Here is a 25247-nt window from a genome sequence, read left to right as displayed (position 1 = left end):
GCGCAAGACCTTCAGCTGATGATGTTGACCGCGCGCGAGATGACCAACGCCAGCAGGATGAACCCGCTGAGCGCCTGGTACGCCATGATCGTCTTCGCCCGGACGGTCATCGGCATCGTGTCCGTCGGGCTGAACGCCATCATGTTCGTCATCGCCACGTAGAGGTAGTCGAGGTAGACCGGCCGCCAGTCCGCGGTCTTCGGGTCGGTCTCCTGCGGGAACTGGAAGTCCGCCTCGGCCGTCGACCACAGTTCGGGGCGCCGCCGTGCCACCGGACCCCCGCGGTCGAGTTCCCAGTAGACGAGCCCGAACACGATGATCGTGCTCACCCAGACCTGCAGCGCGGTGAGCAGCACCGCCGCACCGTCCGCGTGGCCGCCGAGCAGCTCGGTGATGGTCCGGATGACGGTGAGCTGACTGGCGACGGTGAGCAGGGCCGCCAGGGCGAACGACAGCCACCGGGACCATGTGGTCTCGCGCGTCAGACGCCGCGGGTTGAAGACGATGAGCGGCGTGAGCAGCAGGACGCCCAGGACGGGCACCACCCACGACGGGAAGAACAGCACCTCGTCGGGCAGGAACAGGCTCAGCGCCAGGTTCACCAGGACCGCGACGGCGACCGGTGCCCGGTGTTCGTGTCGCGGTCGGGTCCTCGTCGGGGTCACGGAGCGAGTGTCGCACGGGCCGACACCGTGGACAGCGGGTCGGCGAGCGAGAGCGGCTCGACCTCGGTGCCGAGCAACCGCCCGGCCGCCCGCAGCCCGGACAGCAGCGCACCGTGCACCGTCGCCGGGTCGTCGCTCCACGTGGCCTCGCCGGCGAGCTGCACCCGACCGGACGGGGTGCCGAGCAGGTCGTGGTCGTCGGTTGACGCCCCGACGTGCAGGTACGAGTACGAGCCCCGCGAGAACGGGTCCTCTGCCCACCGGGTGATCCGGAACGCCTCGGGCTGGGGGACGGACGGGCCGAACATCTTCCGCAGCGCCGCCACCCCCTCGTCGACGACCATGGCGTCCGGCAGGGTCTCGAGCCGACGGGCTCCGGCACCACCGACCAGGGCGGCGAGCACCGGCGCACCGGTCACCCGGGACATGTCGTACCAGGAGTGCCAGTCGACACCGGCGGACCCCTGCTGCCGGATCACCCACGAGTCGCCCCAGAACCGTGTGGGGAACCGCAGGAACACCTTGTCGTAGGTGCCCATCCCGAGCCGGTCGAGGGCTCCGGTCACCGGCGCGGACAGGGGCGGGTCGAAGACCACGTCGCCGGCCTGCAGCACCCCGAGCGGCACGGTGACGACCACCTGCGGGGCGGCGACGGTGGTGCCGTCGGCGAGCCCCACGGTCACGGAGTCGCCGGCCTGGGTCACCGACCGCACGACCGACGACAGCCGGACGTCGAGCCCCTCGGCCAGCGCGCGGGCGTACTGGGCGTAGCCGCCGGGGAACACCACCTCGTCACCGGGGACGTGCTCCTCGTCGAGTCCGTGCGCGTCGAGGACGGTCACGGGGGCACCGCAGAGGTCCTCGGAGCGGTGGGCCGTGTACTCGCGGACGCGTGCGGCTCGGTCGCCCTGCCACCGCAGCGAGTGGAGCACGGTGTCGACGGCGGCCGCGTAGGTCGAGGGCGGGGGCGCTTGCGCGACGACGGCGTCGAGGGCCGCGTCGACGGTGTGCAGGTCCGCCACGAACGCCGACGTGTCCTCGGCGGAGAGTGCGGCGCCGGACGGGTCGTGCCAGGCGATCGGCCGGCCGTCGAACTGGAAGCTGCCGACCGTGAACTCCACGGTGTCGATGCCGAACGCCGACGCCAGGGCCCAGAGCGGGTTGCCGTCGACCCCGTGGATCCACGAGGCGCCGAGGTCGACCGGAACCCCGAGTGACGCGTCGGTCCAGGTGCGCCCGCCGATCCGGTCGCGGGCCTCGAGCACGACGACCCGCTGCCCGCCCAGTGCGAGCGCCCGGGCGGCGGCGAGCCCGGCGACCCCCGCCCCGACGACCACGACGTCGGCGTCGAGACCGGCAGCCATCAGTGTCCTCCGGTCAGCGGTGCCATCAGCCGGGCCGCCAGACTCGGCCGCCCGGTCAGCGCTTCTTCGCGGTCGGCGAGGTCGGTCGCGACGAGTCCCGCGTTCGCCCCGAGGAACCGCAGCGGCTCGGGCTCCCAGTCGGGCGATCGGTGGTTCACCCACGGCAGCGCGGTCAGTGCCGTCGACTCCCCGCGCACGAGGTCGGCGAGGGTCCGGCCGGCCAGGTTCGTCGTCGACAGACCGTCCCCGACGTACCCGCCGGCGCTGCCGACGTGGCCGTCCCAGGTCACCGAGGCGCACCAGTCGCGCGGCACCCCGAGCGGGCCGCCCCACGTGTGGGTGACCGGGGCGTCCGCGACGACGGGGAACAGGTCCACCAGGGCCCTCCGCAGGTGCTCGAACACCCGCGGCACCCGGTCGTACCCGGGCGTGATCGAGGATCCCCAGTGGTAGCGGGCTCCGCGACCGCCGAACGCCAGCCGGTCGTCGGCCGTGCGTTGCCCGTAGACGAGCAGGTGCCGGTAGTCGGAGAACGTCTGCCCGTGCTCGAGCCCGATGCGCTCCCACGCGGACGCCGGCAGCGGGGCCGTCGCGATCATCAGCGAGTACAGCGGCAGGATCCGCCGCTTCGTCTGCTCCAGCTGGGCGCCGTAGCCCTCGACCGCGATCACCACGGCGCCCGCCGTGACGGTGCCGCGCGACGTGACCACACGCCCGCGATCCCACGACGAGACGGGCGTGTGCTCCGCGATGCGGACGCCACGGGCCTCCAGGGCGGCCGCGAGGCCACGCACCAACGCGGCGGGCTGCACGCGCGCGCAGTCCGGGGTCCACGCGACCCCCGCCGATCCGGCGGCGTCACCCGGTCGAGCGGCCCGCCACGTCACGTCGTCGCCCCATGTCGCGGAGGACGCGACCTCGTCGTGGGCGGCGCGCTCCTGCACGGCGGAGCGTGCGTACAGGACGGTCCCGCCCTTCACGTAGTCGCAGTCGACCTCGGCTTCGGCAGCTGCGCGGCCGACCTCGTCGACGGTGTCGCGCATCGCTGCGCGGAGCGCGAGGGCGGCGTCCCGCCCGTGCTCCTCGGCGATCGCGGAGGCGGACCGCGGGAACAGCGCCGAGCACCAGCCGCCGTTCCGACCGGAGGCGCCGAAGCCGGCGATCTCGCGTTCCAGGACGACGATCTGGAGGCCCGGGTCGGCCTGGTGCAGGTACCACGCGGTCCAGAGACCCGTCAGTCCACCGCCCACGATCGCGACGTCGGCCGTCGTGTCGCCGTCGAGCGGCGGCCGGGGCGTCAGGTCGTCGCGTCCGGTGGACGCGAGCTGGTCGAGCCAGAACGAGACGCCCCGGTAGCCGCTCACGGTCAGATCTTCGTCCAGGCCTCGGACAGGACACTGCGCAGGATCGACGTCATCTCGCGGAACTCCGGCTGCCCGATCGTCAGCGGCGGTGCGAGCTGCACGACGGGGTCTCCGCGGTCGTCGGCCCGGCAGTACAGCCCCGCGTCGAACAGCGCCTTCGACAGGAACCCGCGCAGCAGCCGCTCGGACTCGTCGTCGTCGAAGGTCGTCTTGGTGGCCTTGTCCTTGACGAGCTCGATGCCGTAGAAGTAGCCGTCACCGCGGACGTCCCCGACGATCGGCAGGTCGAGCAGGGTGTCGAGCTCGGCGCGGAAGAGCGGGGCGTTCTGCTGCACGTTGGTGAGCAACCCCTCTTCCTCGAAGATGTCGAGGTTCTCCATCGCGACGGCGGCCGACACCGGGTGCCCGCCGAACGTGTAGCCGTGGTAGAAGGTCGTGTCCCCCTTGGAGAACGGCTCGAACAGTCGATCGCTGATGATCGTCGCGCCGATCGGGGAGTACCCGGACGTCATCGCCTTGGCGCACGTGATCATGTCCGGCACGAAACCGTAGGTGTCGCAGGCGAACATCGTGCCGATCCGGCCGAAGGCGCAGATGACCTCGTCCGAGACGAGCAGCACGTCGTACTCGTCGCAGATCTCGCGCACCCGCTGGAAGTACCCGGGCGGCGGGGTGAAGCAGCCGCCGGAGTTCTGCACCGGCTCGAGGAACACCGCGGCGACGGTGTCGGGGCCCTCGAACTCGATCATCTCGCGGATCCGCTCCGCCGCCCAGAAGCCGAACTGCTCCTCGGTGCCCCCGGGGAAGCCCATCTCCTCGGCGCGGTACGAGTTCGTGTTCGGCACCCGGAAGCCGCCGGGGGTCAGGGGCTCGAACATCTCCTTCATCGCCGGGATGCCGGTGATCGCCAGGGCGCCCTGCGGGGTGCCGTGGTAGGCGACCGCGCGGGAGATCACCTTGTGCTTCATCGGCTTGCCCTGGAGCTTCCAGTAGTACTTCGCGAGCTTGAAGGCCGTCTCCACCGCCTCGCCGCCGCCCGTGGAGTAGAAGACCTTGTTGAGGTCACCGGGGGCGTGCTCGGCCAGCCGGTCGGCGAGCTCGATCGCGGCGGGGTGCGCGTACGACCAGATCGGGAAGAAGCTCAGCGTCTCCGCCTGCTTCGCGGCCATCTCGGCCAGGCGCTTCCGCCCGTGCCCGGCAGCGACGACGAACAGGCCGGACAGCCCGTCGATGTACTCCTTGCCGTGGCTGTCGTAGACGTGGTGGCCCTCGCCGCGCACCATGATCGGCACGTCGGCGCCGGCCTGGTTCGCACCGTGCCGGGCGAAGTGCATCCACAGGTGGTCCCGGGACTTCCGCTGCAGATCGGCGTCGTCGACCGGTGCGAACGGGTCGTAGGAGTGGAGGCGGGCGGCCGGGCCCGTCGAGGTCCGGCCTGTGGCCTGTTCGGAGATGGTCATCGCGTTCCCCAGTCGTAGAGCTGTTTGCGGAGTTGCAGGTAGACGAAGGTCTCGGTGCCGGCGACGCCCGGGATGGCCCGGATGGTGCCGTTGAGCAGTTCGATCAGGTCGTCGTCGTCCTCGCACACGACCTCGACCATCAGGTCGAAGCTGCCGGCGGTCATCACGAGGTAGTCGACCGCCGGCAGCTGTTCCAGGGCATCGGCGACGGTTCGGGTGTCGCCGCTGACCCGGATGCCGATCATCGCCTGGCGGTGGAAGCCCAGTTGCATCGGGTCGGTGACCGCGACGATCTGCATGACGCCGGTCTCGGTCAGCTTCTGCACGCGCTGCCGGACCGCCGCTTCACTGAGACCGACGGCCTTGCCGATCTCGCCGTACGGGCGGCGCCCGTCCGCCTGGAGTTGTTCGATGATCCGCTTCGAGGTGTCGTCGATCGGTCCCGGACGTCGTGGTGCTGCCGCCATGCCGGACAGCATGGCAGCGCGGTTCGGGGTGCGCAAGGGATTCCGTTGTGAACTCCGTGTTTCGCGACGATTTCCGTTGTTACAGTTCTCCACAACCTCCGGATCCTTCTTCCGCACCGCCGGAATCCGTGTCAGGATCACCGCCATGCTGGACGCACAGAGCACGGCGACGGCGGACACCGACACCCGGGTCCTGCGGAACTTCGTCGGTGGTACCTGGGTCGAGTCGACCGCCGACACCACGTTCGACCTGGTCGACCCGACCGACGAGCACGTCTACGGCACGTCCCCGGTGTCCACCCCCGCCGACGTCGACGCCGCCTTCGGTGCGGCCGCGACCGCGTTCGAGACCTGGCGCCGCACCACCCCCGGCGAACGGCAGCTCGCCCTGTTCCGGATCGCCGACGCGATGGAGCAGCGGGCGTCGGAGTTCGCCGACCTCGAGTCGCTCGACACCGGGAAGCCCCGCGCCACCCTGGTCGAGGACGAGATCCTGCTGTCCGTCGACCAGATCCGCTTCTTCGCCGGGGCCGCCCGGAACCTCGAGGGCCGGAGCGCCGGCGAGTACATGACCGACCACACCTCGTTCGTCCGGCGTGAGCCCATCGGCGTCGTCGCCCAGGTCACCCCGTGGAACTACCCGCTCAACATGGCGGTGTGGAAGTTCGCGCCGGCGCTCGCCGCGGGGAACACCACCGTGCTCAAGCCGAGCGACACGACACCCCTGTCGACCCTGCTGCTCGCCGAGGTCGCCGCCGAGTTCCTGCCGCCGGGGGTCCTGAACGTCGTCGTGGGGGACCGCACCACCGGCGCCGCGATGATCGACCACCCCACCCCGCAGCTCGTGTCCATCACCGGGTCCGTCCGTGCCGGCATGGAAGTCGCGCGCGCCGCCGCCGGTGACCTCAAGCGCACCCACCTGGAGCTCGGCGGCAAGTCACCCGTGATCGTGTTCGACGACGCGGACATCCCCTCGGCGGTGGCCGGGATCGTCGCCGCCGGGTTCTTCAACGCCGGACAGGACTGCACCGCCGCCACCCGGCTGCTCGTGCAGGACGGCATCCACGACGAGTTCGTCGAGGCGCTCGCCGCAGAGGCACGGCTCAACGCGAGAACCGGGTCGGACGGTCATTACGGCCCCGTCAACAACGCGAACCAGCTCGCGCACGTGCAGTCGTTCCTGGACACGCTGCCCGACCACGCGACGATCGAGCTCGGCGGTGCACGACAGGGCGACCGCGGGTACTTCCACGAGGCCACGATCGTCGCCGGCCTGCGCCAGGACGACCGTGCCGTGCAGCAGGAGATCTTCGGTCCGGTGCAGACCGTGCAGCGGTTCTCGACGGAACAGCAGGCCCTGACGTGGGCGAACGGCGTCGAGTACGGCCTGGCGAGTTCGGTGTGGACGACCGACCACGCGCGGGCGATGCGCTTCGCCCGCGACCTGGACTTCGGCTGCGTGTGGATCAACACGCACATCCCGATCGTCGCCGAGATGCCGCACGGCGGGTTCAAGCACAGCGGGTACGGCAAGGACCTGTCCCAGTACGGCTTCGACGACTACACCCGCATCAAGCACGTCATGTCCTACATCGGCTGAGGCCGACCACCCCCTGGAGGCACCATGGCAATGACCGGAACGTTCGCCGAATCGGGAGCCGATCTCCGGCTCGACCAGATCACGAAGTCCTTCCCCGGCCACACCGCGGTGGACAGCCTCGACCTGACGGTGCCCGCGGGCTCGTTCTTCGCGTTGCTCGGCCCGTCGGGCTGCGGCAAGACGACGACCCTGCGGCTCGTCGCCGGGCTCGAGGAACCCACGAGCGGCACCATCACCATCGGCGGTCAGGACGTCACCGACACGAAGCCGTACCAGCGGCCCGTCAACACGGTGTTCCAGAACTACGCGCTGTTCCCGCACATGAGCGTGCTCGACAACGTCGCGTTCGGGCTGAAGCGCCGGCGCATCCCGGACCCGATGACGAAGGCCACGGAAGCGCTGCGGCTCGTCGAGCTCGAGGGGTCGGCGTCGAAGCGCCCTGCCCAGCTCTCCGGTGGCATGCAGCAGCGCGTCGCCCTGGCCCGCGCGATCGTGAACCGGCCGGCCCTGCTGCTGCTCGACGAGCCCCTCGGCGCCCTCGACCTGAAGCTCCGCCACCAGATGCAGCTCGAACTGAAGACGATCCAGGCCGAGGTCGGGCTCACGTTCCTGCACGTCACCCACGACCAGGAAGAGGCGATGACGATGGCCGACACGGTCGCCGTCATGAACGGCGGTCGGATCGAGCAGATGGGCAGCCCGCAGGACCTGTACGAGCTGCCGCGCACGGCGTTCGTCGCGAACTTCCTCGGCCAGTCGAACCTGCTCGAGGGCGAGGTGCGCGGCACCGACGCCGGCCTGCTCGTCGTCGCGACCGCGGCCGGCTCCATCGCGGTGCCGGCCGACCGAGCCGTCGCCACGACCGGTCGCGTCGTCGTCGGCGTCCGGCCCGAGAAGCTCAAGATCCGCACCGCCGAACCCACCCCAGAGGCCGGACGGAACATCCTCGGCCCCGGTCGGGTCGTGGACGTCTCGTTCTCCGGCGTCAGCACCCAGTACCTGGTCGACGTGCCGGGCGCCGGGCGCGTCTCGGTGTTCGCGCAGAACTCGAAGGGCGGGCCGCGGATCGCGACCGGCACCGAGGTCTGGCTCACGTGGGGCGTCGACCACGGTTTCGGCCTGGAGGCGCACCCCGCGTCCGACGCGACCGTCACCACCCAGGACGACCCGGGCCTCCAGGCCGTCCCCGCCACGGCAGGATCGCTCGCGTGACCGGCGCGGTGCCCGGTCCGGACCTGCTGCGCGGGCTGACGTCGGCCCGCGTCAGCCGACGCGGCCTGCTGGCCGGCGGCGGGGCCGCCGCGCTGGCCGCCCTGCTCACCGGCTGCAGCATCAAGGGCTCCGCCGCCGCCGGCGCCGAGGACACCGTCGACTGGGCGGCGTTCTGGAAGGACGCGAAGGCGACCGGCACCCTGAACTTCGCGAACTGGCCGCTGTACATCGACTCCGACCACGGCAAGTCCGAGTCCCTGGCGCTGTTCAAGAAAGAAACCGGCATCGCGGTCGACTACCAGGCGGTGATCCAGGACAACGCGACCTTCTACGCGACCGTCTCACCGATCCTGCGGGCGCACGGTGCGACCGGCTACGACCTCGTCGTCATGACGAACGGGTTCGAGCTGACCCAGATGATCAAGAACGGGTTCGTGTGCGAGCTCGACCACTCGCGGCTGCCGAACTTCGCCGCGAACGCCTCGGACTCCGTGAAGGACCCCATCTACGACCCGGGCAACAAGCACTCCGTCGTGTGGCAGACCGGGTTCACCGGGCTCGCCTACAACCCGAAGTACACCGGGCGGAAGATCACCTCGCTCAAGGACCTGCAGGACCCGGCCTTCAAGGGGCGCATCGGGCTGATGAGCGACAACACCGAACTCGGGTCGCTCGGACTGCTCGCGCTCGGCATCGACCCGGAGACCTCGACCCCTGCCGACTGGCGGAAGGCCCAGGCCTGGCTGCGCGAACTGCGGCCGAGCGTCACCGGCTTCTACGACCAGAGCTACATCAACCGGTTGGAGAACGGCGACACCTGGATCACCCAGGCGTGGTCGGGCGACGTGTTCCAGGCGCAGCAGTCCGGGTTCCCCGACCTGGAGTTCGTCACGCCGGAAGAGGGGCAGATGACCTGGCACGACAACATGCTCATCCCACGGCAGGCCGAGAACCCGGTGTCGGCGCTCGAGTGGATGAACTTCTACTACACGCCGAAGGTCGCCGGGATCGTCGAGGACTGGGTCAACTACGTCTGCCCGGTGCCCGCGGCCGAGGACTACGTGCGGGACGAACTCGACGACGCCACCGTGGCGGACAGCCCGCTCGTGTTCCCCTCTGCGGACGTGCTGGAGCAGTCGCACGAGTTCCGGGTGTTCGAGAACTACGACGAGTACTCGGAGTGGAACGGCATCTTCAACGCGGTGGTGCAGTCGTGAGCGCGGTCGGGGTGGCGCCGGGGCTCGGTCCCGGTGGTCCTGGTGGTTCCGCCGGTCCTTCCGGTTCCGCGCCGGTGCGCCGGGGGCGCCGTCGGAGCACACCGTTCTTCCTGGCGCTCGTCGGCACCGCGTACCTCTGCGTGTTCTTCGTCATCCCGCTGGTGTCCGGGCTGATCGTCTCGCTCATGACCGGCAACCCGGACGACGGCTACACGTTCACCTGGAACTTCGGGATCTACGGCTCGCTGTTCGTCGACCCGCAGGTGCCCTACCTGACGTTCCTGCTCCGGTCGCTCTGGTACGGCGCCGCCGCCACGATCGCCTGCATCATCGTCGGGTACCCGGTGGCGTACTTCATCGCGTTCCGGGTGTCCCCGCGGTGGAAGAACCCGCTGCTCATGCTCGTGTTCATCAGCTTCCTGGTGTCGTTCATCATCCGGACCGACATGTGGGCGTTCGTGCTCGCGTCGCAGGGGCCGGTCGTCACGACGCTGCAGGCGCTCGGGCTGGCCGGCAAGGACTTCCACATCCTCGGCACTGGCGGCGCGGTGATCTTCGGTGACGCCTACAACGACCTGGCCTTCATGGTGCTGCCGATCTACGCCGCCCTCGAGCGCATCGACCCTCGACTCGGCGAGGCCGCCAACGACCTGTACGCCGGCAAGTTCCGGGCGTTCTGGCACACCACGCTGCCGCTGTCCCGCTCGGGCATCTTCGCCGGGGTGCTGCTCGTCTTCATCGACAGCGTCGGCGACCCGGTGAACTCGGCCCTGCTCGGCGGCACGAACACGTACACGATCGGTCAGGCGATCCAGGACGCCTACTCCGGCAACCAGCAGTACAACGTCGCCGCAGCCCTGTCGACCGTGCTCATGGTCGTGCTCGGCATCATCCTGTTCATCTACGCCCGCGTCTCCGGAACCGACGACCTCGAGGACCTCGTATGACCGCCGTCGCACCGTCCCGATCCGCCGCCGCTCCGGCCTCGCCCGTGACCGGCTCGGTCGCCGGCCGCCCGCGTCGTCACGGGGTGAACCGCCGTGGGCCCTGGCTCGCCATCGTGTACTGGGTGACGATCGCGATCACCCTGGTGCCGATCGTCTACATGATCGTGTACTCGTTCAACGACGCCCCCACCAACCGGCTGTCGTTCGCCTGGAACGGTTTCACGACCTACTGGTACGCGAACCTGGTGAACGTGTCCGGGCTCGGGGCGGCCTTCGTCACCTCGGTGGTGGTCGCCTTCCTCGCCGCGGTCATCTCCGTCGCGATCGGGTTGCCCCTCGCGCTGGCCCTGGAGCGGTACCGGTTCCCGGGTCGCGGCGTCGTGAACACCGTCGTGTTCGCCGACATCGCGGCGCCGTCGATCGTCGTCGGTTCCGCGTCGCTCTCCTTCTTCCTGTCGGTGGGGCTCGGCACCGGGTTCCTGACCGTGCTCATCACGCACGTGGCGTTCGACGTCGCCTACGTGGTGGTCGTGCTGCGGGCCCGGATCGCGGGAACCTCGCGTGCACTCGAAGAGGCCGCGGGTGACCTCGGGGCGACACCGTTCCAGGCCTTCCGGCTCGTCACCCTGCCGCTGCTGGCGCCGGGCATGCTCGCCGCCGGGTTGCTGGCGCTGGCGATGTCGATCGACGACTACGTGATCACCTCGTTCGTCGCCGGGCCCGCGGTGACCTTCCCGCTGTTCGTCTACGGCGCCGCGAAGGCCGGGATGCCGCCGCAGGTGCTGTGCTTCGGGACGCTCGTGTTCGCGGTGGGGCTGCTCGTCGCGCTGCTGAACGGGGCGCTCAACCGGCGGCTGGCGCGGACGCGGGGGTAGGGCCGGCACGCACGGTGCGGGGTGCGCGATCGGCGCGGGGCGCACGGTGCGAGGTGCGTGAGCTGGTGTGGGGTTGGCCGCGTGGTGCGCGCTTGTAGTGGCGCACGGTGCTTGAAAGCTCGCACGGGGTGAAGAGGTGCGCACGGTGCGGAGGGGAGGCGTGTGGCGGGCTGGTGTCGTGCCTCCCGTCCGCCTGTGCGTGGCGTCCACAGCACGGTGCGGGGTGCGTGGGCTGGTGCGGGGTTGCGCGCGTGGTGCGCGCTTGTGACCGGGCACGGTGCGTGGAACCTCGCACGGGGTGAAGAGGTGCGCACGGTGCGGACGGGAGGCGCGTGGCGGGCTGGCGCCGTGCCTCCCGACTGCGGGTGGTGCGTCCACCGCACGGTGCGGATTTCGCGGGCCGGTGCGGGGTTGGCGCGGGGCGCACGGTGCGAGGTGCGTGGGCTGGTGCGGGGTTGCGCGCGTGGTGCGCGCTTGTGGCGGCGCACGGTGCGTGGAACCTCGCACGGGGTGACGCGCCTCGCACGGTGCGGGCGGGAGTTCAGTGCTCGTGACGCTCGGTGGACGTGCGTGTTACGGGCACGAGTCAGGCGGTGTGCCGCAGTGCGCACCACAGCCGCCGCGCGTAGGTTCCAGCCATGAGTGCAGAGCTGACGCTCGGCGCCGAGGAAGAGCTGCACCTCATCGACCTCGAGTCCGGCCGACTTTCCGCGAAGGCCCCGCGCCTTCTGCCCAAACTGCCCACCGACCGCTTCGGCGCCGAGCTGCAGCGCACGACGATCGAGACGAACACCCCGGTGGTGCGGACCCTCGACGACCTGCGGCGGGTGATCGTCGACCTGCGCAGTGAACTCAGCGCCGCGATCGCCCCGGCCGGGGTCACCATCGCCGCCGTCGGCACCGCGCCGAGGTCGGAGTACGCCGACTTCGAGCTGAGCTCCGGCGGTCGGTACGGCCGGATGCAGGAGCAGTACCGGATGCTCGTCGACGAACAGCTCATCTGCGGCCTGCAGGTGCACGTCGGGGTGAGCGACCGCGACCTGGCGGTGCTGATCGCTCAGCGGGTGGCGCCGGTGCTCCCGGTGCTGCTCGCCCTGAGCGCGTCGAGTCCGTTCTGGAACGGGCAGGACACCGGGTACGCCTCGTTCCGGAGCATCATCTGGCAGCGGTGGCCGTCGGCCGGCAGCTTCGGTCCGGTGGAGGACGCCGCCGAGTACGACCGGGTGCTCGACGACCTGATCGCCTCGGGCGTGATCGCCGACAAGAAGATGGCCTACTTCGACGTGCGGCCGTCGTCGCACGCGCCGACGCTCGAGCTGCGGGTCTGCGACGCGACGCCGGTGGTGGACGACGCCGTGCTCATCGCCGGACTCTTCCGCGCCGCGGTGCGCAAGGCCGAGAAGTCGGTCGTGTCGGGTGCCGAGTGGCACCCGCGCAGCGAACCCCTGCACCGTGCAGCGATGTGGCAGGCCGCCCGCTCTGGGTTGAGCGGGGAACTCGTCGGCTTGGGGCAGCACCCCGAACGGCTGCCCGCCGAGGTCGCGGTGCGCCAGCTCGTGTCCCGCCTGCGCCCGGAGCTCGAGGAGCTCGGCGACTGGGGGACGGTGACGGAGCTGCTCGACGCGACCCTGGCCCGTGGCAACTCCACCGACCGGCAGCGCACCGCCTACGCCGAGCGCGGGGAGATGGACGACGTCGTCGCCCTGGTGGTGGAGGACACCGCGGGACTCCCGTCCGGACGCGACGAGGACCCGGTGGTCCCGATCCCCGGGTACCGCGTCCGCGCCGGTGACGAGGCGGTCGGCCCCGGGGCGCGCCCCCGTCCGGCGTTCCGTGACCTGGCGGCGTTCTTCGACGGCTGGGACGCCGAGACCGCGATCGAGCGCTGCACCGCCCGCGACGTCTGGACCCGCGAGCACCACGTCGGCTTCGTGGTGGACGGCGGTGCGCAGGCGTTCGGCTGCGACCTGGTGCCCCGGACGATCAGCGCGTACGAGTGGTCGCAGCTCGAGCGTGGCCTGGGGCAGCGTGCCCGCGCGATCGAGCTGTTCCTGCGTGACGCGTACGGCGACCGGCGGATCGTGGCCGACGGCGTGCTGGACGCGGAGCACTTCGTCGGCGCGAAGGGCTGGGACCCGGATGCCACCCGGCTGCCGGCGACCGCCGTCCGTGCGCCGGTGCTCGGGTTCGACCTGGTGCGCAACGAGTTCGGCGGCTGGCGGGTGCTCGAGGACAACGTCCGCTCGCCCTCGGGCGTCGCGTACGGCATCGCCCTGCGCGAGCTGATGGACGACGTCGTGCCGGACGCCCCGCGCCCGGCGCACCTGCGCGACCCGCACGGCGTGATCGACCGGCTGCGCCAGACCCTCTGCACGAACACCACCGCGGTGACGGGCGCGACCGACCCCGTGATCGCGCTGGTCAGCGACGGCCCCGCCGCTGGCGCGTGGTTCGAGCACCGCAGGCTGGCCGACGGGGCCGGGTTGCGCCTCCTGTCCGGGTCGGACCTGGACGTCCACGACGGACGCGTGGTCGACGCGACGACGGGCGACGTGCTCGACGGGCTGTACCTGCGGATCGACCGCGACGTGAGTGCGCTGACTGCGGAGCACGCTCCGGACCTCGGTGCGCGGATCCTCGACGCGGCGGAGGCAGGACGCGTCTACCTGGCGAACGCGCCGGGCAACGCGCTGGTCGACGACAAGGCGATGTACGTCACCGTGCCGGACCTGATCTGGTTCTACCTGGACGAGAAACCCCTGCTGGCATCGGTGCCGACGTACCGCACGAGCATCGAGGTCGAACGGCTGTCGGTCCTGGACCGCGTCGGGGAACTCGTCACGAAGCCGGTCGACGGCGAGGGCGGACGCGGGGTCCTGATCGGACCGAGCGCGAGCGCCCCCGAGGTGGCCGAGCGACGGCGCGAGATCGCGGCCGACCCCGCCGGGTGGGTGGGGCAGGAGGTGGTGCAGCTGTCCTCGCACCCGACGATCGGACCGGCCGGGCTCGACCCGCGGCACGTGGACCTGCGGGCCTTCGTCTACGCGACGGGGACCGGACCGGACGACGTGCACCTGGCCGACGTCGCCCTGACGCGCGTCGCGCCCGAGGGCAGCATGGTCGTCAACTCGTCGCAGGGCGGCGGCGCGAAGGACACGTGGATCGTCGGGAACGCCCCGGCGGACACCGAACCCGCCCCGGCGGACACCGAGGGAGAGCGCTGATGTGTGGACTCGCGGGCGAGATCCGGTTCGACGGCCGAGCGCCGGACGTCGGGGCGGTCGCCCGGATGACCGGCTGCATGACGCACCGCGGCCCGGACGGCGACGGCCTGTGGGCTCGCGGCCCGGTCGCGCTCGGGCACCGACGGCTGTCCATCGTCGACCTGTCCACCGCGGGCGCGCAGCCGATGGTGCTGGCCGAGGCCGGGCTGACGATCGCCTACAACGGGATGGTCTACAACTACCGGCAGCTCCGCGACGAGCTGCACGGCAAGGGGCACCGGTTCGCGTCGACGTCGGACACCGAGGTCATCGCCCTGGCGTACGCCGAGTGGGGCACCGCGTTCGTCGACCACCTGATCGGGATGTTCGCCATCGCCATCTGGGAGCACGGCAGTGGCCGACTGGTGCTGGCGCGGGACCGGCTCGGCATCAAGCCGCTCTACGTCGCGCCCGTCCCGGGTGGGCTCCGGTTCGCGAGCTCCCTGCCCGCGATCCTGGCCGGCGACGCCGGCAGCGGAGGCAACGGCAGCACGAGCGGCAGCGGCGGCACGAGCTCCGGGGGCATCGACACGTCCGTCGACCCCGTCGCCTTCGCCTCGTACATGAGCTTCCACTCGATCGTCCCCGCACCCCGCACGATCCTGGCCGGCGTCGGCAAGCTCCCGCCCGCGACCGTCCGCGTGATCGACCCCGACGGCACCACACACGACACCGTCTACTGGGAGCCCCGCTTCGAGCGTGACCCCGCCAGGGCCGGCTGGTCCGAGCGGGACTGGGAGCAGGCGTTCATCGGCTCGCTCCGCACCGCCGTCGAGCGCCGGATGGTCGCCGACGTCCCCGTCGGGGTGCTGCTCTCCGGCGGGATCGACTCCTCGCTCGTGGTCGGGCTGCTCGCCGAGGCCGGGCAGCAGGACCTCGCCACGTTCAGCATCGGGTTCGAGGCGGCCGGCGGCGAGTCCGGCGACGAGTTCGAGTACTCGGACCAGGTCGCGAAGCACTTCGGTACCGACCACCACCGCATCCACATCCCCTCGTCGCGCCTGCTCGACGGCATCGACGGTGCGGTCGCCGCCATGAGCGAGCCGATGGTCAGCCACGACTGCGTCGCCTTCTACCTGCTGTCGCAGGAGGTCTCGCAGCACGTCAAGGTGGTGCAGTCCGGCCAGGGCGCCGACGAGGTGCTCGCCGGGTACGACTGGTACCCGCCGCTCGCCGACGTGCCGCGCGACCAGGCCGCCGAGGCGTACCGCTCCGTGTTCATGGACCGCCGGTGGCCGGCGCTGCAGGGCCTGCTCGGGGAGCGGTGGAAGAGCGACGACGACACCCCGTCGGCGTTCGTGGACCGCCAGTTCGCACGGCCGGGCGCGGAGACGAGCGTCGATGCTGCGCTCCGCAGCGACACGACGATCATGCTCGTCGACGACCCGGTGAAGCGGGTCGACAACATGACGATGGCGTGGGGGCTCGAGGCCCGCGTGCCGTTCCTGGACCACGAGTTCGTCGAGCTCGCCGCCGCGATCCCACCGTCGATGAAGCTCACCGACGGCGGCAAGGGCGTGATGAAGCGCGCCTCGCGCGGGATCGTGCCCGACGCCGTCATCGATCGCAGCAAGGGCTCGTTCCCGGTCCCCGCCATCCGGCAGCTCGAGGGCCCGTACCTGGAGCGCGTCCGCGACGCGCTGCACGCATCCGAGGCGCGCGAGCGCGGGCTCTTCGACCCCGCCACCGTCGAGCGGATGCTGCAGGACCCGAACAGCACCAGGACCGCGATCGGCGCGAACGCGCTCTGGCAGCTCGGCCTGATCGAGATGTGGCTGCAGCAGCAGGGGGTGCGGTGACCGTGGGTTCCGTCCGGACTGGAGGCGCGCAGGGCGTCGCGTCGTCGGCCACCGTCGAGCCGTCGGTCACCACCAGGGCCGCGGCCGACCTGGGTGCGCAGCTCACCGCCGCCTGGGGGTCGTGGGGACCGACCATGACCCGGAACGCCCGGCGGGTGGCGTTCGTGAGCGACCGGCACGGCACCCCCGAGGTGTTCGTGCAGGACGTCGTCGTCGACGGCGAGCTGCCGGAACCGGTGCGGATCGCGCTGTCCGACGACCCCGTGATCCGGGTGTCGTGGTCGTCCGACGGGGAGTGGCTCGCCGTCGCCATCGCGACCGACGGTGGCGTGAAGCAGCAGGTCTGGGTGGTGCGGCCGGACGGCTCCGACGCCGCGCAGATCGCCGGCTCGCGGTACCAGCACGCCGAACTCGGACCGTGGAGCCGCAGCGGACACCGGGTCGTCATCACCCTGCCGTCGACCGAGCCCGAGCAGCCGGCCCGTGCGTACCTGGTCGACCCGGTCACCGGGGACCGCGACGACCTGGCCGTGGGGGAGCTCATCCACATCCTCGACCTGTCGGTGGAGGAACGGCTCGTCGTGCTGAGCGACGGGCAGCGCGGCCAGGAGTTCGTCGTCGTGGTCGACCGGCTGACCGACGAGAGCCATGCCCTGTTCGCCGACGACCCCGACGGGTCCGCCGAGATCGCGTTCCTGCGGCCCTCGCCCGCGAGCGAGACCAGTCCGCTCGTCGCCTACGTCGCCACCGAGGCCGGACTGCCCCGCCGCGGACTCGTCGCGCAGCCGGTCGGCCCGCACGGCTGGCGCGGCACACCCCGACGGATCGTCGAGCGCGACGACGCCGAACTCGAGTACCTGGACGCCGACGACGCCGGCCGCACGCTGCTGCTCGTCTGGAACGTCGACGGCCGGAGCGAACTCGACCTCATCAACACGCACGACGCCTCGCGTACCCCGGTGCCGGACCTGCCCGGGTACGTCGTCACCGACCCCGTGCTCAGCCGTGACGGCCGGAGCGTGCTGCTCGCCGTCGAGGGGCCGACCCGTCCGCGCGAACTGTGGCGGCTCGACACGAACGCGCTGACCTGGAGCCGGGTCACCGACGTCCCGGTGCTGCCGGACGTGCAGCTGGTCGAGCCGACGCTCGAGCGGTTCGCCGCCCGTGACGGACTGGAGCTGACCGGGTGGCTGTACCGGGCCGTGGAGCCGACCGCGTCGGTGGCGGGAGCCGACGTCGGAACGCATGTCGGGCCTCCCGGCCGCGCAGCGCTCGTCCACCTGCACGGCGGACCGGAGTCGCAGGAACGACCCACGTTCTCGCCGCAGCACCAGGCGCTCGCCGCCGCGGGGGTGACCGTGTTCGCACCGAACATCCGAGGGTCCTCCGGGTACGGCCACGAGTTCGTGCACGCCGACGACCTGGCGCTGCGGTGGAACGCGCTCGCCGACGTCGTCGACTGCGCGCGGTTCCTGGTGACCAACGGGTACGCAGAGCGTTCCCGGGTCGCCGTCGAGGGGCGGTCGTACGGCGGGTACGCGACCCTCGCGTCGTTGGCGTTCACGCCCGAGGTGTTCGCGGCCGGGGTCGCGGTGTGCGGGATGAGCGACTTCGCGACCTTCTACCGGGACACCGAACCGTGGATCGCGGCTGCTGCCGCCACGAAGTACGGCCACCCCGTCGAGGACGAGGCCCTGCTCGCGGCACTGTCACCGATGCGCGCGATCGACGACGTCACGGCGCCGCTGCTCGTCGTGCACGGTGAGCTCGACACGAACGTGCCGATCGGTGAGGCGCACCAGGTGGTCGCGGCGCTGCGGGAGCGGTCGCACGACGTGGAGTACCTGGAGCTCGAGGGTGAGGGGCACGAGTACCGGCGGGCGGCGTCGCAGGCGCTGCTCGTGCGGCGGATGGTGCAGTTCGTGGCGGCGCGTTTGGGGTAGGCGGGGCGGGCGGGGCGCTCGGTCTGGTGCGAGGTTCCGTACTCCGTGCGGCGCACGTGCCCCCGCACCGAGTACGGAACCTCGCACGGGCCGTCGGCCCCCTCGCACCGTGCGAGCCGCGGCACGGCGTCACCGGGTGCAACGATGCGTCGGCGGCGCTCGCCGCGGGCGGAGAATGGTGGGATGACGACGACTGCGCCGACCTCGACCGCGCTGCCCCGACCCGGAGAGGTCCTCGTGGCCTCGACAGCGGACGTCGAGCAGGTCGTCCACCGTGCCACGAACCAGTACGCCTCCGGTGTCGTCGCAGACACCGCCGGGTGGGCGGACGGCGATCGTCGGCGGATCGAGGACCTCGGGTTCCGCGGCGGGGACTCCCGCGGCGAAGCGCTCCGGACCCTCGACCTGACCATCGCCGACGACGGCACCCCGACGCGCATGCTCGACGCACCCGCCATGGCCGCGCTGAACAGCCACCACGCGCGGTTCGCCGAGCGGCGTGGCGACGTCGTCCGCTACCAAACCGACGTGTCGGTGTGGACGGGGATCCCCGAGCAGCCCACCGCGCAGGACTGGGAGGACGTCCGGGCGCTGCTCGGGTCGGGCGGGATGCTCGGCGTCGGTGCGGCTGCCGTCCTGCCCGAGGGGTGGGAACTCGTCGAGGGTGCCGGCGGCGTGCAGCTGACCGGCGAGGCGATCGAGGGTGCGCCGGAGCCCGAAGCCGTCGTGCTGACGCCTGACGACGTGCCGGAGATGACCGCCCTGGTGGAGCGGACGAAGCCGGGGCCGTTCCTGCCGCGGACGATCGAGCTCGGCACGTACCTGGGCATCCGGCGGGACGGGCGGCTCGTCGCCATGGCGGGGGAGCGCCTGCACCCGCCGGGGTGGACCGAGATCAGCGCGGTGTGCACGGACGAGGCGTACCGGGGGCAGGGGTTCGGGCGGCGGCTCGTGCTCGCCGTCGCGCACGGGATCCGGGAGCGTGGGGAGACCCCTCTGATGCACGCGGCCGCCGGGAACACCGGGGCGATCGGGCTGTACCAGCACCTCGGCTTCCGACTGCGGGACCGTGGGGCGCCGCGGTTCGTGTGGGTGCCGTGAGCTGCGTTCCGGTCTGACGGGTCAGAACGCGGCGAGGGCGCGGTGGAGCATGTCGTGGCCCTGGGCCTCGAAGCCCTCGTCGCCGACCGCGTATGCCCAGGTCGCGGTGCCCACTGCTTCGCGGAGTTGGAGCCAGCGCCACGCGTCCGGAGTGCGCGGATCGTCGCCGTACCCGTCGAAGAACGCCGCCTCGAGGGCGGGATCGTGCTGCCAGTGCAGCACCGCGAGGCGGGTGAGGTCGAAGGACGCGGGGCGCCAGCCGAAGCGGCCGAAGTCGATGACGCGGAGCCTGCGGTGCCGGTCGTCGCGGTCGTCGCGGGCGTCGTCGTCCACGATCCAGTTGCGCGGGTGGAAGTCGCCGTGGGTCGGGACGAGGGACTGCGTCGTGCGGTCGGTCGGGAGTGCCCGCAGTGCTGCTCGCGCGCGGGCGACCACGTCGTCCGGGATCCGGTGCGGGGCGTCGAGCGCGGCCAGTGCCTTCGCCTGCTCGTGCAGTATGAACGTCGGGTCGTGGCGGGTGTCCTGGTCGTGCAGCCGTCGGAGCAGTGCTCCGGCCTGTCGGTGGACATCGGGGTCGTGCTCGTCCGGGGTCCCGAGGGCGAGGTGCCCGGGGACGCGTTCGAGCACGAGGACGCGGTGTTCCTCGTTCGCGGCGACGAGGGCACCGGTGTCGCCGATGGCTCGGAGGGCGGCGGTGGCGGTGCGGTGTGCTTCGAGCTCGCGGGGGAAGTGGGTGTTGGTCGGGCCGGAGGCCTTCACGGTGAAGCCGTCGTCGCCGGCCCGGACGTGCAGGACCCTGGTGTCGAGGAGCCCCCATGACTCGTCGGCCACGACGACGGCATCGTGGAGTGTCTGCTGCACGAACGCGACCTGGTCGTCGTCGAGTCCGGTGTCCCCCCAGTGCATGGCGGCACGATACCGTCCTGCTCCGCTGATCGTTCCGGGCCGGTCCTTATCGGTTCCGCCGTCGAACTTTCGACCCCCTCATCTGGGGGCGCAGGCGTGAGAGAAGCTCCGTAACGTTCTGTCTGGTTGCACAGCACCGTCGCAGGGACTGGTGAGCTGCAGCAGCCGCAAGAGGGGTTTCTTTAGCGTGTTCGCTGCGTCGTGGTCCGGTCGAGTTCGTGGAGTGATGCTGGCAGTGGTGACGTTGGTCGCCCTGCTGGGTTCGTTGTTGGTGGTGGTGTCGCAGCCGACACCGGCACAGGCCGTAGTGACCGGGACGGGCGGGCAGTACGTGCCGATGCCGTCCAACGCACGTGTGCTGGGCGGTGCGACCGAGAAGGGCGTGTTCCGCACCGTGAAGGTCGCCGGAGTAGCCGGACTGCCGTCGTCGGGGATCGGCGCGGTGACGATGATGGTCACCATCGCTGACCCGTCGGGGTCGGGGCAGCTGCAGATGCGCGCCGACGATGCTGACACGACGACGCTGATGATGATCTACAACTCCGGTGTCGGCGGGAACACGTCGAACACGAGTCTGCTCGCGGTCGCGGACGACGGCACGATCCAGGTGCGGACCGAGACGGCGCAGTCGAAGGTCGTCATTGACGTCACCGGCTACTACACGTCGACGAAGAACGGCGTCTCTGCCGGTGGGTTCGTGGCGATGTCCCCCTCCCGCGTGCTCGACTCCCGTGGCGGCATCGGTGCCGCGCAGGGGCAGATCCCCGCAGGTTCGCAGCGCACCATCCAGGCGACCGGGTCGAACGGCATCCCCGACGGTGCCGCAGCGGTCGCGGTGAACATCATCGTGATCAACCGCGAGGCCAAGGCCGGCTACGTCCGTCCCACCCCGACCGGTGAGACCCGCAGCACGGGTGTCCTCAACTACAACTCCGTCGAGGGCCAGTCGACCGCGATGAACGCGCAGGTCGCGTTGAACGCCGACGGCAAGTTCAGCATCGACACCGCTGAGGACGGCGGCAAGATCGACCTCGTCGTCGACATCCAGGGCTACTTCCTCAAGTCGAACCCGGGCGGTGGCTTCACCCCGCTGAACGGTCGACTCATCGACACCCGCAACGGTGGGAGCATCGCTTCGGGTGCCTCGTTCACGGTGCAGGTCGGCGGTGTCCAGGGCGCTCCGACGGTTGAGGGCGGCTTGTCGGCTGCTGCGGTGACGTTCACCGCGGTGAACGACAGTGGCGCGGACTCGTACGCGAAAATGTGGGCTGACGGGGCGGCTGAGCCGGAGTCGTCCGCGATCAGTTCAGACCGGACGTCGAAGATGACGAACACCGTGGTCGCGCCGGTCGGTGCGAACGGGAAGATCCGCATCAAGAACATGGGCACGGGGGCGATGAACTACCTCGTCGACCTGCAGGGTGCCTACAACTCGCTCCCCGGCGGCCCTGGCAACACGAACCGGACCGGCAAGCGGACGTCGGCGACGACGCTGCCGTTCCCGATCACCGATCAGACCAGCGCGTCCGTCGATGTCGGCACCGGCAACCTGCTGGTCACCATGACGGCGATGAGCCTGCCGGGCGTGACGCAGAACACCACGATCGGCGCCGCGTACAACTCGCGCAGCACCACCGTCGGTGACACCAACACGATGGACGCGAATCGGTGGCAGTACGCCCTGGCCGGCGCCGGGGATCTCACCGCCAACGCAGCCGGTGTCATCTACACGGACGCCGTCGGGACGGCGTGGCAGTTCCGTCCGTCCGGGGCGCAGGGTGCATTCACAAGCCCGGCCGGTCTGCAGCAGACCCTGACCCGCGTCGACAACAGCACGACGCACGAGTACACGCTGAAGGGGTGGACGTCGAACTCGACGACGCACTTCAACCTCGCGGGCCAGCCCACGTCGATCGTGGACCGGAACAAGAACCAGATCAGCTTCAACTCCGACGAGCCCGGCTTCACCCTGAAGTCCCTCGTCTCCACCGCCGGTGTGGCGGGGGCGCGGACGGCGAACTCGTCGTACGCGAATGGTGTGCAGACGTTCTCGCAGACCAGCGGTTCGAGCTCGCGGAGCGTGTCGTGGACGAAGAACAGCACCGGCGACATCACCACGTACACGGACGCGCTCGGCAAGAAGACCACGTTCGGGTACACCAGCGGGGACCTCACCTCGATCACGGCACCCGAGGGTGGCGTGACGGCGTTCACGTACGACTCGTCCGACCGGATCACGAAGGTCGAGCAGCGCAACACCACCGCCGGCTCCCCGGGTACCGCTGTGACGCGGTTCTCGTTCAAGGACGACACCACCACGCTGGTCGCGGACCCGCGGTCGGACCAGTCGATTGCGGTCGCCGACGCCAAGCACACCACGTACACGCTCTACGACACCGACCTCGTCAAGAAGGCCGTCGACGCGGCGAACCGTGAGCAATCCAAGACGTACAACCCGGCGAACAACGGGGTCGCGACGTCGCAGGTCGGCGCTGACGGAGCTGACGGTACTGGCACGACGACGAACAAGTACGACAAGAACGACGGTCAGTCGTTGACGCAGTCCCAGTCCAGCTCCGGATCGACATCGACAACGGACTACGGATCAGGCGCGGCGACGGCGTACCTGCCGTCGAAGGTGACGTCGAGTTCGAAGACGTCGACGTCGATGGGCTATGACGGTGTCGGCAACCGGACGTCCTCGCAGTCGGGTAGCGATCCCGCGGCCCTGGCCGAGGTGGCGTACAACAAGAAGGAAGACGGCGACAAGTACGCCTGGGGTGCGGTGAAGACCGCGACCGCTCCTGGGAACAAGGGCAACCCGACGAAGTACTTCTACGACACTCACGATCAGCTCGGCTCGATCACCCCGCCCACTGACACGACGCTCGGTGAGCAGAAGTACTCGTATGACGACTTCGGCCGGGTGCGCAATCACACCGACGGTGGCGGTGGGGTCACCACCTACACGTACGACAACAACGACCGGCTCCTGACGACGGAGTTCGACGACGGCACCGCGACGGTGACGAACACGTACGACGGCAACGGGAACCATCTCACCGAGACCTCCGCCACGGGCACCATCACCAGCACGTACGACCAGCGGAACCGGCTCACCTCCACGGTGAACACCGCCGGCGGCGGCACCGTGTCCTACGACTACGACCTCGCCGGGAACACCGTCAAGGTCACCGACGCACAGGGCACCGTCACGCACGAGTACGACCCCTCCGAGGTGCTCACGTCGACGACGTACCCGACGAACTCCGGTACGGCGAAGCAGCTGTACAAGACCGACGATCACGGCCGCCGCACGGACACCTGGCTCAATGCAACGCCGAACCCGGATCCCGCAAAGGACCCAGAGGTGTGGGCATCGCACCAGAAGCTGACCTACGACAAGTCCGGCAAGGTCACCCGCGTCCAGGCCTCGGCCGACAGCGCAGCCCCAAAGGTCATCGTCGACACCACCTACTGCTACCTCGAGGGTGTCGCCATCGGTTCGGCGTGCACGGCGACGGACGGGACGAACGACCGTGACCGGTTGCAGTGGCTGAAGGACAACATCAGCGAGCAGACCACCGAGTACGACTACACCACCAAAGCCTCCGACGGCACCACCTCGAACACGACCCGTCTGCAGAAGGCGACCCAGGCAGGCGGCGACACCAACAGCACCTGGACGTACACGTACGACTCAGCGGGAAACCGGCTCACCGAGACCGTGACAGGGGACCGCAGCACGTCGCAGGCGTTGAAGTTCAACGCTGTCGGTCAGATCACCAACAACGGGTACTCGTACGACGGCACCGGCAACATGACCGCCGCACCGGGCGCGACCTTCACCTACAACGGTGCTCAGCAGATGACGTCGTCGACGAAGGACGGTAAGAAGACCACCTACGCCTACGCGGGCGCGGACATGAACCGTCTCCTGTCGCAGCGAACCGAAGACGGGGCCGAGTACCGGTACACGTACGGGAAGGGCCTCACCTCCCGCGAGGTCTCCGGTAGTGGCGTTGCCTCCGTGCTCACGGACCCGTCGACCGGTCAGCCGTTGAACCTGCGAACCACGGACGGCGCCACATCGATGTGGGTCCTCGACGGCATCGGCAGCCCCGCCGCTGCGATCGCCGACACCGGGAAGAAGGCGTACACCGTCAGCTACGACCCCTATGGGACAGAAGTAGTGACCGCCGGTGAGGACAGCCAGCAGTGGAAGCAGAACCCGTTCGGGTTCAAGGGCGGCATCCGCGCCGGTGAGGACAACAGCCTGACCAAGTTCGGCTACCGCTGGCAGACAGCGACCACCGGCGGCTGGACACAACGCGACACGCTGGACTCGCCCCTCGACCCGAGTAATGCCAACCGATATGGCTTTGCCGGCGACGATCCCATCAACAACTCGGACCCCACGGGGAAGTACACTACTCAAACGTTCAGCCTCTGCGTAATCCTGTGCTACAACTACGGAACGGTTTACGCTGATGGCCATACGGGATATTCGTACGGCGTTAGTCTCTCAACCAACGTCGGGTTCAGCTCATCAATCAACTACCAGGCAGGCAGTGGGCTTGGAGGTAGTAAGGTGGCGGATGCAAGTTGCAACCTCGGGGGCACTACGTATGGCGAAGAGTATCCACTCGACTCAGGGAGCAATGGAGGCAGCTATGTCGGCCGGGAAGTCACTCGAGGATTTGCAAATATCGATTATGGTTGCGACGTAGGGATTTCATACTCCTATGCAGGATGAACAAACATATGTCGATCCACCAAGAGATTCAGGTCGGCATCTAAATGAATTAGCCGTTCTTGCTTTTATCTTAGCGTTTTTCGTCAACATTGTCGGGCTCATTCTTGGAATTCTCGCGCTGCGCCAAATCGCTAGAAGTGGTGAGAGGGGGCGTAAGTTGGCGATAGCGTCTATAGTTGTCGGCGGTGTACTTGCACTTGCGTTTTTCGGTGGGGCATTTCTCGTTTTTTCGTCCGTTTTGAGTCAGCACGGATGCACTTACCCCTGTTGAAGGGTGGTTAGGGTGTGTGAGCGTCACCAAGGCGCGC

The 25247-nt window shown here is 70.0% G+C and carries 17 protein-coding genes; 11 read left to right on the top strand and 6 right to left on the bottom strand.

Annotated features, from left to right (window positions below; all coding sequences use genetic code 11):
• Nucleotides 1-11: 11 nt before the first annotated feature.
• The 5 genes from DEJ02_RS07320 to DEJ02_RS07300 are packed head-to-tail and all read right to left on the bottom strand — an operon-like array spanning nucleotide 12 to nucleotide 5332.
• Nucleotides 12-665, bottom strand: coding sequence for a DUF1345 domain-containing protein (locus tag DEJ02_RS07320; protein WP_111032504.1), 654 nt, complete (start codon nucleotides 663-665; stop codon nucleotides 12-14).
• Nucleotides 662-2029, bottom strand: a complete 1368-nt coding sequence (locus DEJ02_RS07315; RefSeq protein WP_111032503.1) for an NAD(P)/FAD-dependent oxidoreductase — start codon at nucleotides 2027-2029, stop codon at nucleotides 662-664. Before DEJ02_RS07315 ends, DEJ02_RS07320 begins: the two co-directional genes overlap by 4 nt.
• The gene (locus DEJ02_RS07310; RefSeq protein WP_111032502.1) at nucleotides 2029-3393 is read right to left on the bottom strand and encodes an FAD-binding oxidoreductase; all 1365 of its coding nucleotides are present in this window, start codon (nucleotides 3391-3393) and stop codon (nucleotides 2029-2031) included. The genes DEJ02_RS07315 and DEJ02_RS07310 overlap by 1 nt, the downstream gene beginning before the upstream one ends.
• 2 nt (nucleotides 3394-3395) lie before the next feature.
• The gene (locus tag DEJ02_RS07305) at nucleotides 3396-4853 is read right to left on the bottom strand and encodes an aspartate aminotransferase family protein (RefSeq protein WP_111032501.1); all 1458 of its coding nucleotides are present in this window, start codon (nucleotides 4851-4853) and stop codon (nucleotides 3396-3398) included.
• Nucleotides 4850-5332 (bottom strand): Lrp/AsnC family transcriptional regulator, encoded by a 483-nt coding sequence (locus DEJ02_RS07300; protein WP_035809531.1) that lies wholly within the window; start codon nucleotides 5330-5332, stop codon nucleotides 4850-4852. The genes DEJ02_RS07305 and DEJ02_RS07300 overlap by 4 nt, the downstream gene beginning before the upstream one ends.
• 133 nt (nucleotides 5333-5465) lie before the next feature.
• On the opposite strand from DEJ02_RS07300, the gene DEJ02_RS07295 reads away from it, so the two are divergent.
• The 9 genes from DEJ02_RS07295 (at nucleotide 5466) to DEJ02_RS07255 (ending at nucleotide 19277) form a co-directional block, all read left to right on the top strand.
• The gene (locus tag DEJ02_RS07295) at nucleotides 5466-6920 is read left to right on the top strand and encodes a gamma-aminobutyraldehyde dehydrogenase (RefSeq protein ID WP_111032500.1); all 1455 of its coding nucleotides are present in this window, start codon (nucleotides 5466-5468) and stop codon (nucleotides 6918-6920) included.
• A 30-nt stretch (nucleotides 6921-6950) separates the two neighbouring features.
• Nucleotides 6951-8132, top strand: a complete 1182-nt coding sequence (locus tag DEJ02_RS07290; RefSeq protein ID WP_027466951.1) for an ABC transporter ATP-binding protein — start codon at nucleotides 6951-6953, stop codon at nucleotides 8130-8132.
• Nucleotides 8129-9349 carry a PotD/PotF family extracellular solute-binding protein gene (locus DEJ02_RS07285; protein WP_204166168.1) on the top strand — a complete coding sequence of 407 codons (1221 nt, stop codon included), beginning with the start codon at nucleotides 8129-8131 and terminating at the stop codon, nucleotides 9347-9349. Before DEJ02_RS07290 ends, DEJ02_RS07285 begins: the two co-directional genes overlap by 4 nt.
• Before the next feature lie 74 nt (nucleotides 9350-9423).
• The gene (locus DEJ02_RS07280) at nucleotides 9424-10296 is read left to right on the top strand and encodes an ABC transporter permease (RefSeq protein ID WP_111032499.1); all 873 of its coding nucleotides are present in this window, start codon (nucleotides 9424-9426) and stop codon (nucleotides 10294-10296) included.
• The gene (locus tag DEJ02_RS07275) at nucleotides 10293-11171 is read left to right on the top strand and encodes an ABC transporter permease (protein WP_111032498.1); all 879 of its coding nucleotides are present in this window, start codon (nucleotides 10293-10295) and stop codon (nucleotides 11169-11171) included. Before DEJ02_RS07280 ends, DEJ02_RS07275 begins: the two co-directional genes overlap by 4 nt.
• Nucleotides 11172-11809: 638 nt before the next feature.
• Nucleotides 11810-14395: a carboxylate--amine ligase/circularly permuted type 2 ATP-grasp protein gene (locus DEJ02_RS07270; RefSeq protein WP_111032497.1), complete on the top strand. Its 2586-nt coding sequence runs from the start codon at nucleotides 11810-11812 to the stop codon at nucleotides 14393-14395.
• Nucleotides 14395-16233 carry an N-acetylglutaminylglutamine amidotransferase gene (locus tag DEJ02_RS07265; RefSeq protein WP_111032496.1) on the top strand — a complete coding sequence of 613 codons (1839 nt, stop codon included), beginning with the start codon at nucleotides 14395-14397 and terminating at the stop codon, nucleotides 16231-16233. Before DEJ02_RS07270 ends, DEJ02_RS07265 begins: the two co-directional genes overlap by 1 nt.
• Complete coding sequence (locus tag DEJ02_RS07260; protein ID WP_111032495.1) at nucleotides 16230-18176, top strand: prolyl oligopeptidase family serine peptidase; 1947 nt, start codon at nucleotides 16230-16232, stop codon at nucleotides 18174-18176. Before DEJ02_RS07265 ends, DEJ02_RS07260 begins: the two co-directional genes overlap by 4 nt.
• Nucleotides 18177-18359: 183 nt before the next feature.
• The gene (locus DEJ02_RS07255; protein WP_220038369.1) at nucleotides 18360-19277 is read left to right on the top strand and encodes a GNAT family N-acetyltransferase; all 918 of its coding nucleotides are present in this window, start codon (nucleotides 18360-18362) and stop codon (nucleotides 19275-19277) included.
• Nucleotides 19278-19298: 21 nt separating this feature from the next.
• Here the strand turns inward: DEJ02_RS07255 and DEJ02_RS07250 are convergent, their stop codons facing one another.
• The gene (locus tag DEJ02_RS07250) at nucleotides 19299-20183 is read right to left on the bottom strand and encodes an aminoglycoside phosphotransferase family protein (protein ID WP_111032494.1); all 885 of its coding nucleotides are present in this window, start codon (nucleotides 20181-20183) and stop codon (nucleotides 19299-19301) included.
• Nucleotides 20184-20421: 238 nt separating this feature from the next.
• Between DEJ02_RS07250 and DEJ02_RS07245 the strand changes: the two genes are divergently transcribed.
• A complete protein-coding gene (locus DEJ02_RS07245) occupies nucleotides 20422-24939 on the top strand; it encodes an RHS repeat domain-containing protein (RefSeq protein ID WP_181440293.1) in 4518 nt (1505 codons plus the stop codon).
• On the top strand, nucleotides 24929-25210 hold the full coding sequence (locus tag DEJ02_RS07240; protein ID WP_111032492.1) for a DUF4190 domain-containing protein: 282 nt from the start codon (nucleotides 24929-24931) through the stop codon (nucleotides 25208-25210). The genes DEJ02_RS07245 and DEJ02_RS07240 overlap by 11 nt, the downstream gene beginning before the upstream one ends.
• The last annotated feature ends 37 nt before the right edge of the window (nucleotides 25211-25247 follow it).

It is taken from the genome of Curtobacterium sp. MCLR17_042, assembly GCF_003234695.1.
Taxonomy (GTDB): Bacteria; Actinomycetota; Actinomycetes; order Actinomycetales; family Microbacteriaceae; genus Curtobacterium; species Curtobacterium flaccumfaciens.
Note: the sequence above shows the minus strand (reverse complement) of the source record. Positions and strands in the feature narration are given on the sequence as shown.

Bases quoted from the DNA above. Each gene is read 5' to 3' on its own strand.
- DEJ02_RS07315 (WP_111032503.1), bottom strand. From the start codon at position 2,029: ATGGCTGCCGGTCTCGACGCCGACGTCGTGGTCGTCGGGGCGGGGGTC.
- DEJ02_RS07305 (WP_111032501.1), bottom strand. From the start codon at position 4,853: ATGACCATCTCCGAACAGGCCACAGGCCGGACCTCGACGGGCCCGGCC.
- DEJ02_RS07300 (WP_035809531.1), bottom strand. From the start codon at position 5,332: ATGCTGTCCGGCATGGCGGCAGCACCACGACGTCCGGGACCGATCGAC.
- DEJ02_RS07295 (WP_111032500.1), top strand. From the start codon at position 5,466: ATGCTGGACGCACAGAGCACGGCGACGGCGGACACCGACACCCGGGTC.
- DEJ02_RS07290 (WP_027466951.1), top strand. From the start codon at position 6,951: ATGACCGGAACGTTCGCCGAATCGGGAGCCGATCTCCGGCTCGACCAG.
- DEJ02_RS07275 (WP_111032498.1), top strand. From the start codon at position 10,293: ATGACCGCCGTCGCACCGTCCCGATCCGCCGCCGCTCCGGCCTCGCCC.
- DEJ02_RS07270 (WP_111032497.1), top strand. From the start codon at position 11,810: ATGAGTGCAGAGCTGACGCTCGGCGCCGAGGAAGAGCTGCACCTCATC.
- DEJ02_RS07265 (WP_111032496.1), top strand. From the start codon at position 14,395: ATGTGTGGACTCGCGGGCGAGATCCGGTTCGACGGCCGAGCGCCGGAC.
- DEJ02_RS07255 (WP_220038369.1), top strand. From the start codon at position 18,360: ATGACGACGACTGCGCCGACCTCGACCGCGCTGCCCCGACCCGGAGAG.
- DEJ02_RS07250 (WP_111032494.1), bottom strand. From the start codon at position 20,183: ATGCACTGGGGGGACACCGGACTCGACGACGACCAGGTCGCGTTCGTG.
- DEJ02_RS07240 (WP_111032492.1), top strand. From the start codon at position 24,929: ATGCAGGATGAACAAACATATGTCGATCCACCAAGAGATTCAGGTCGG.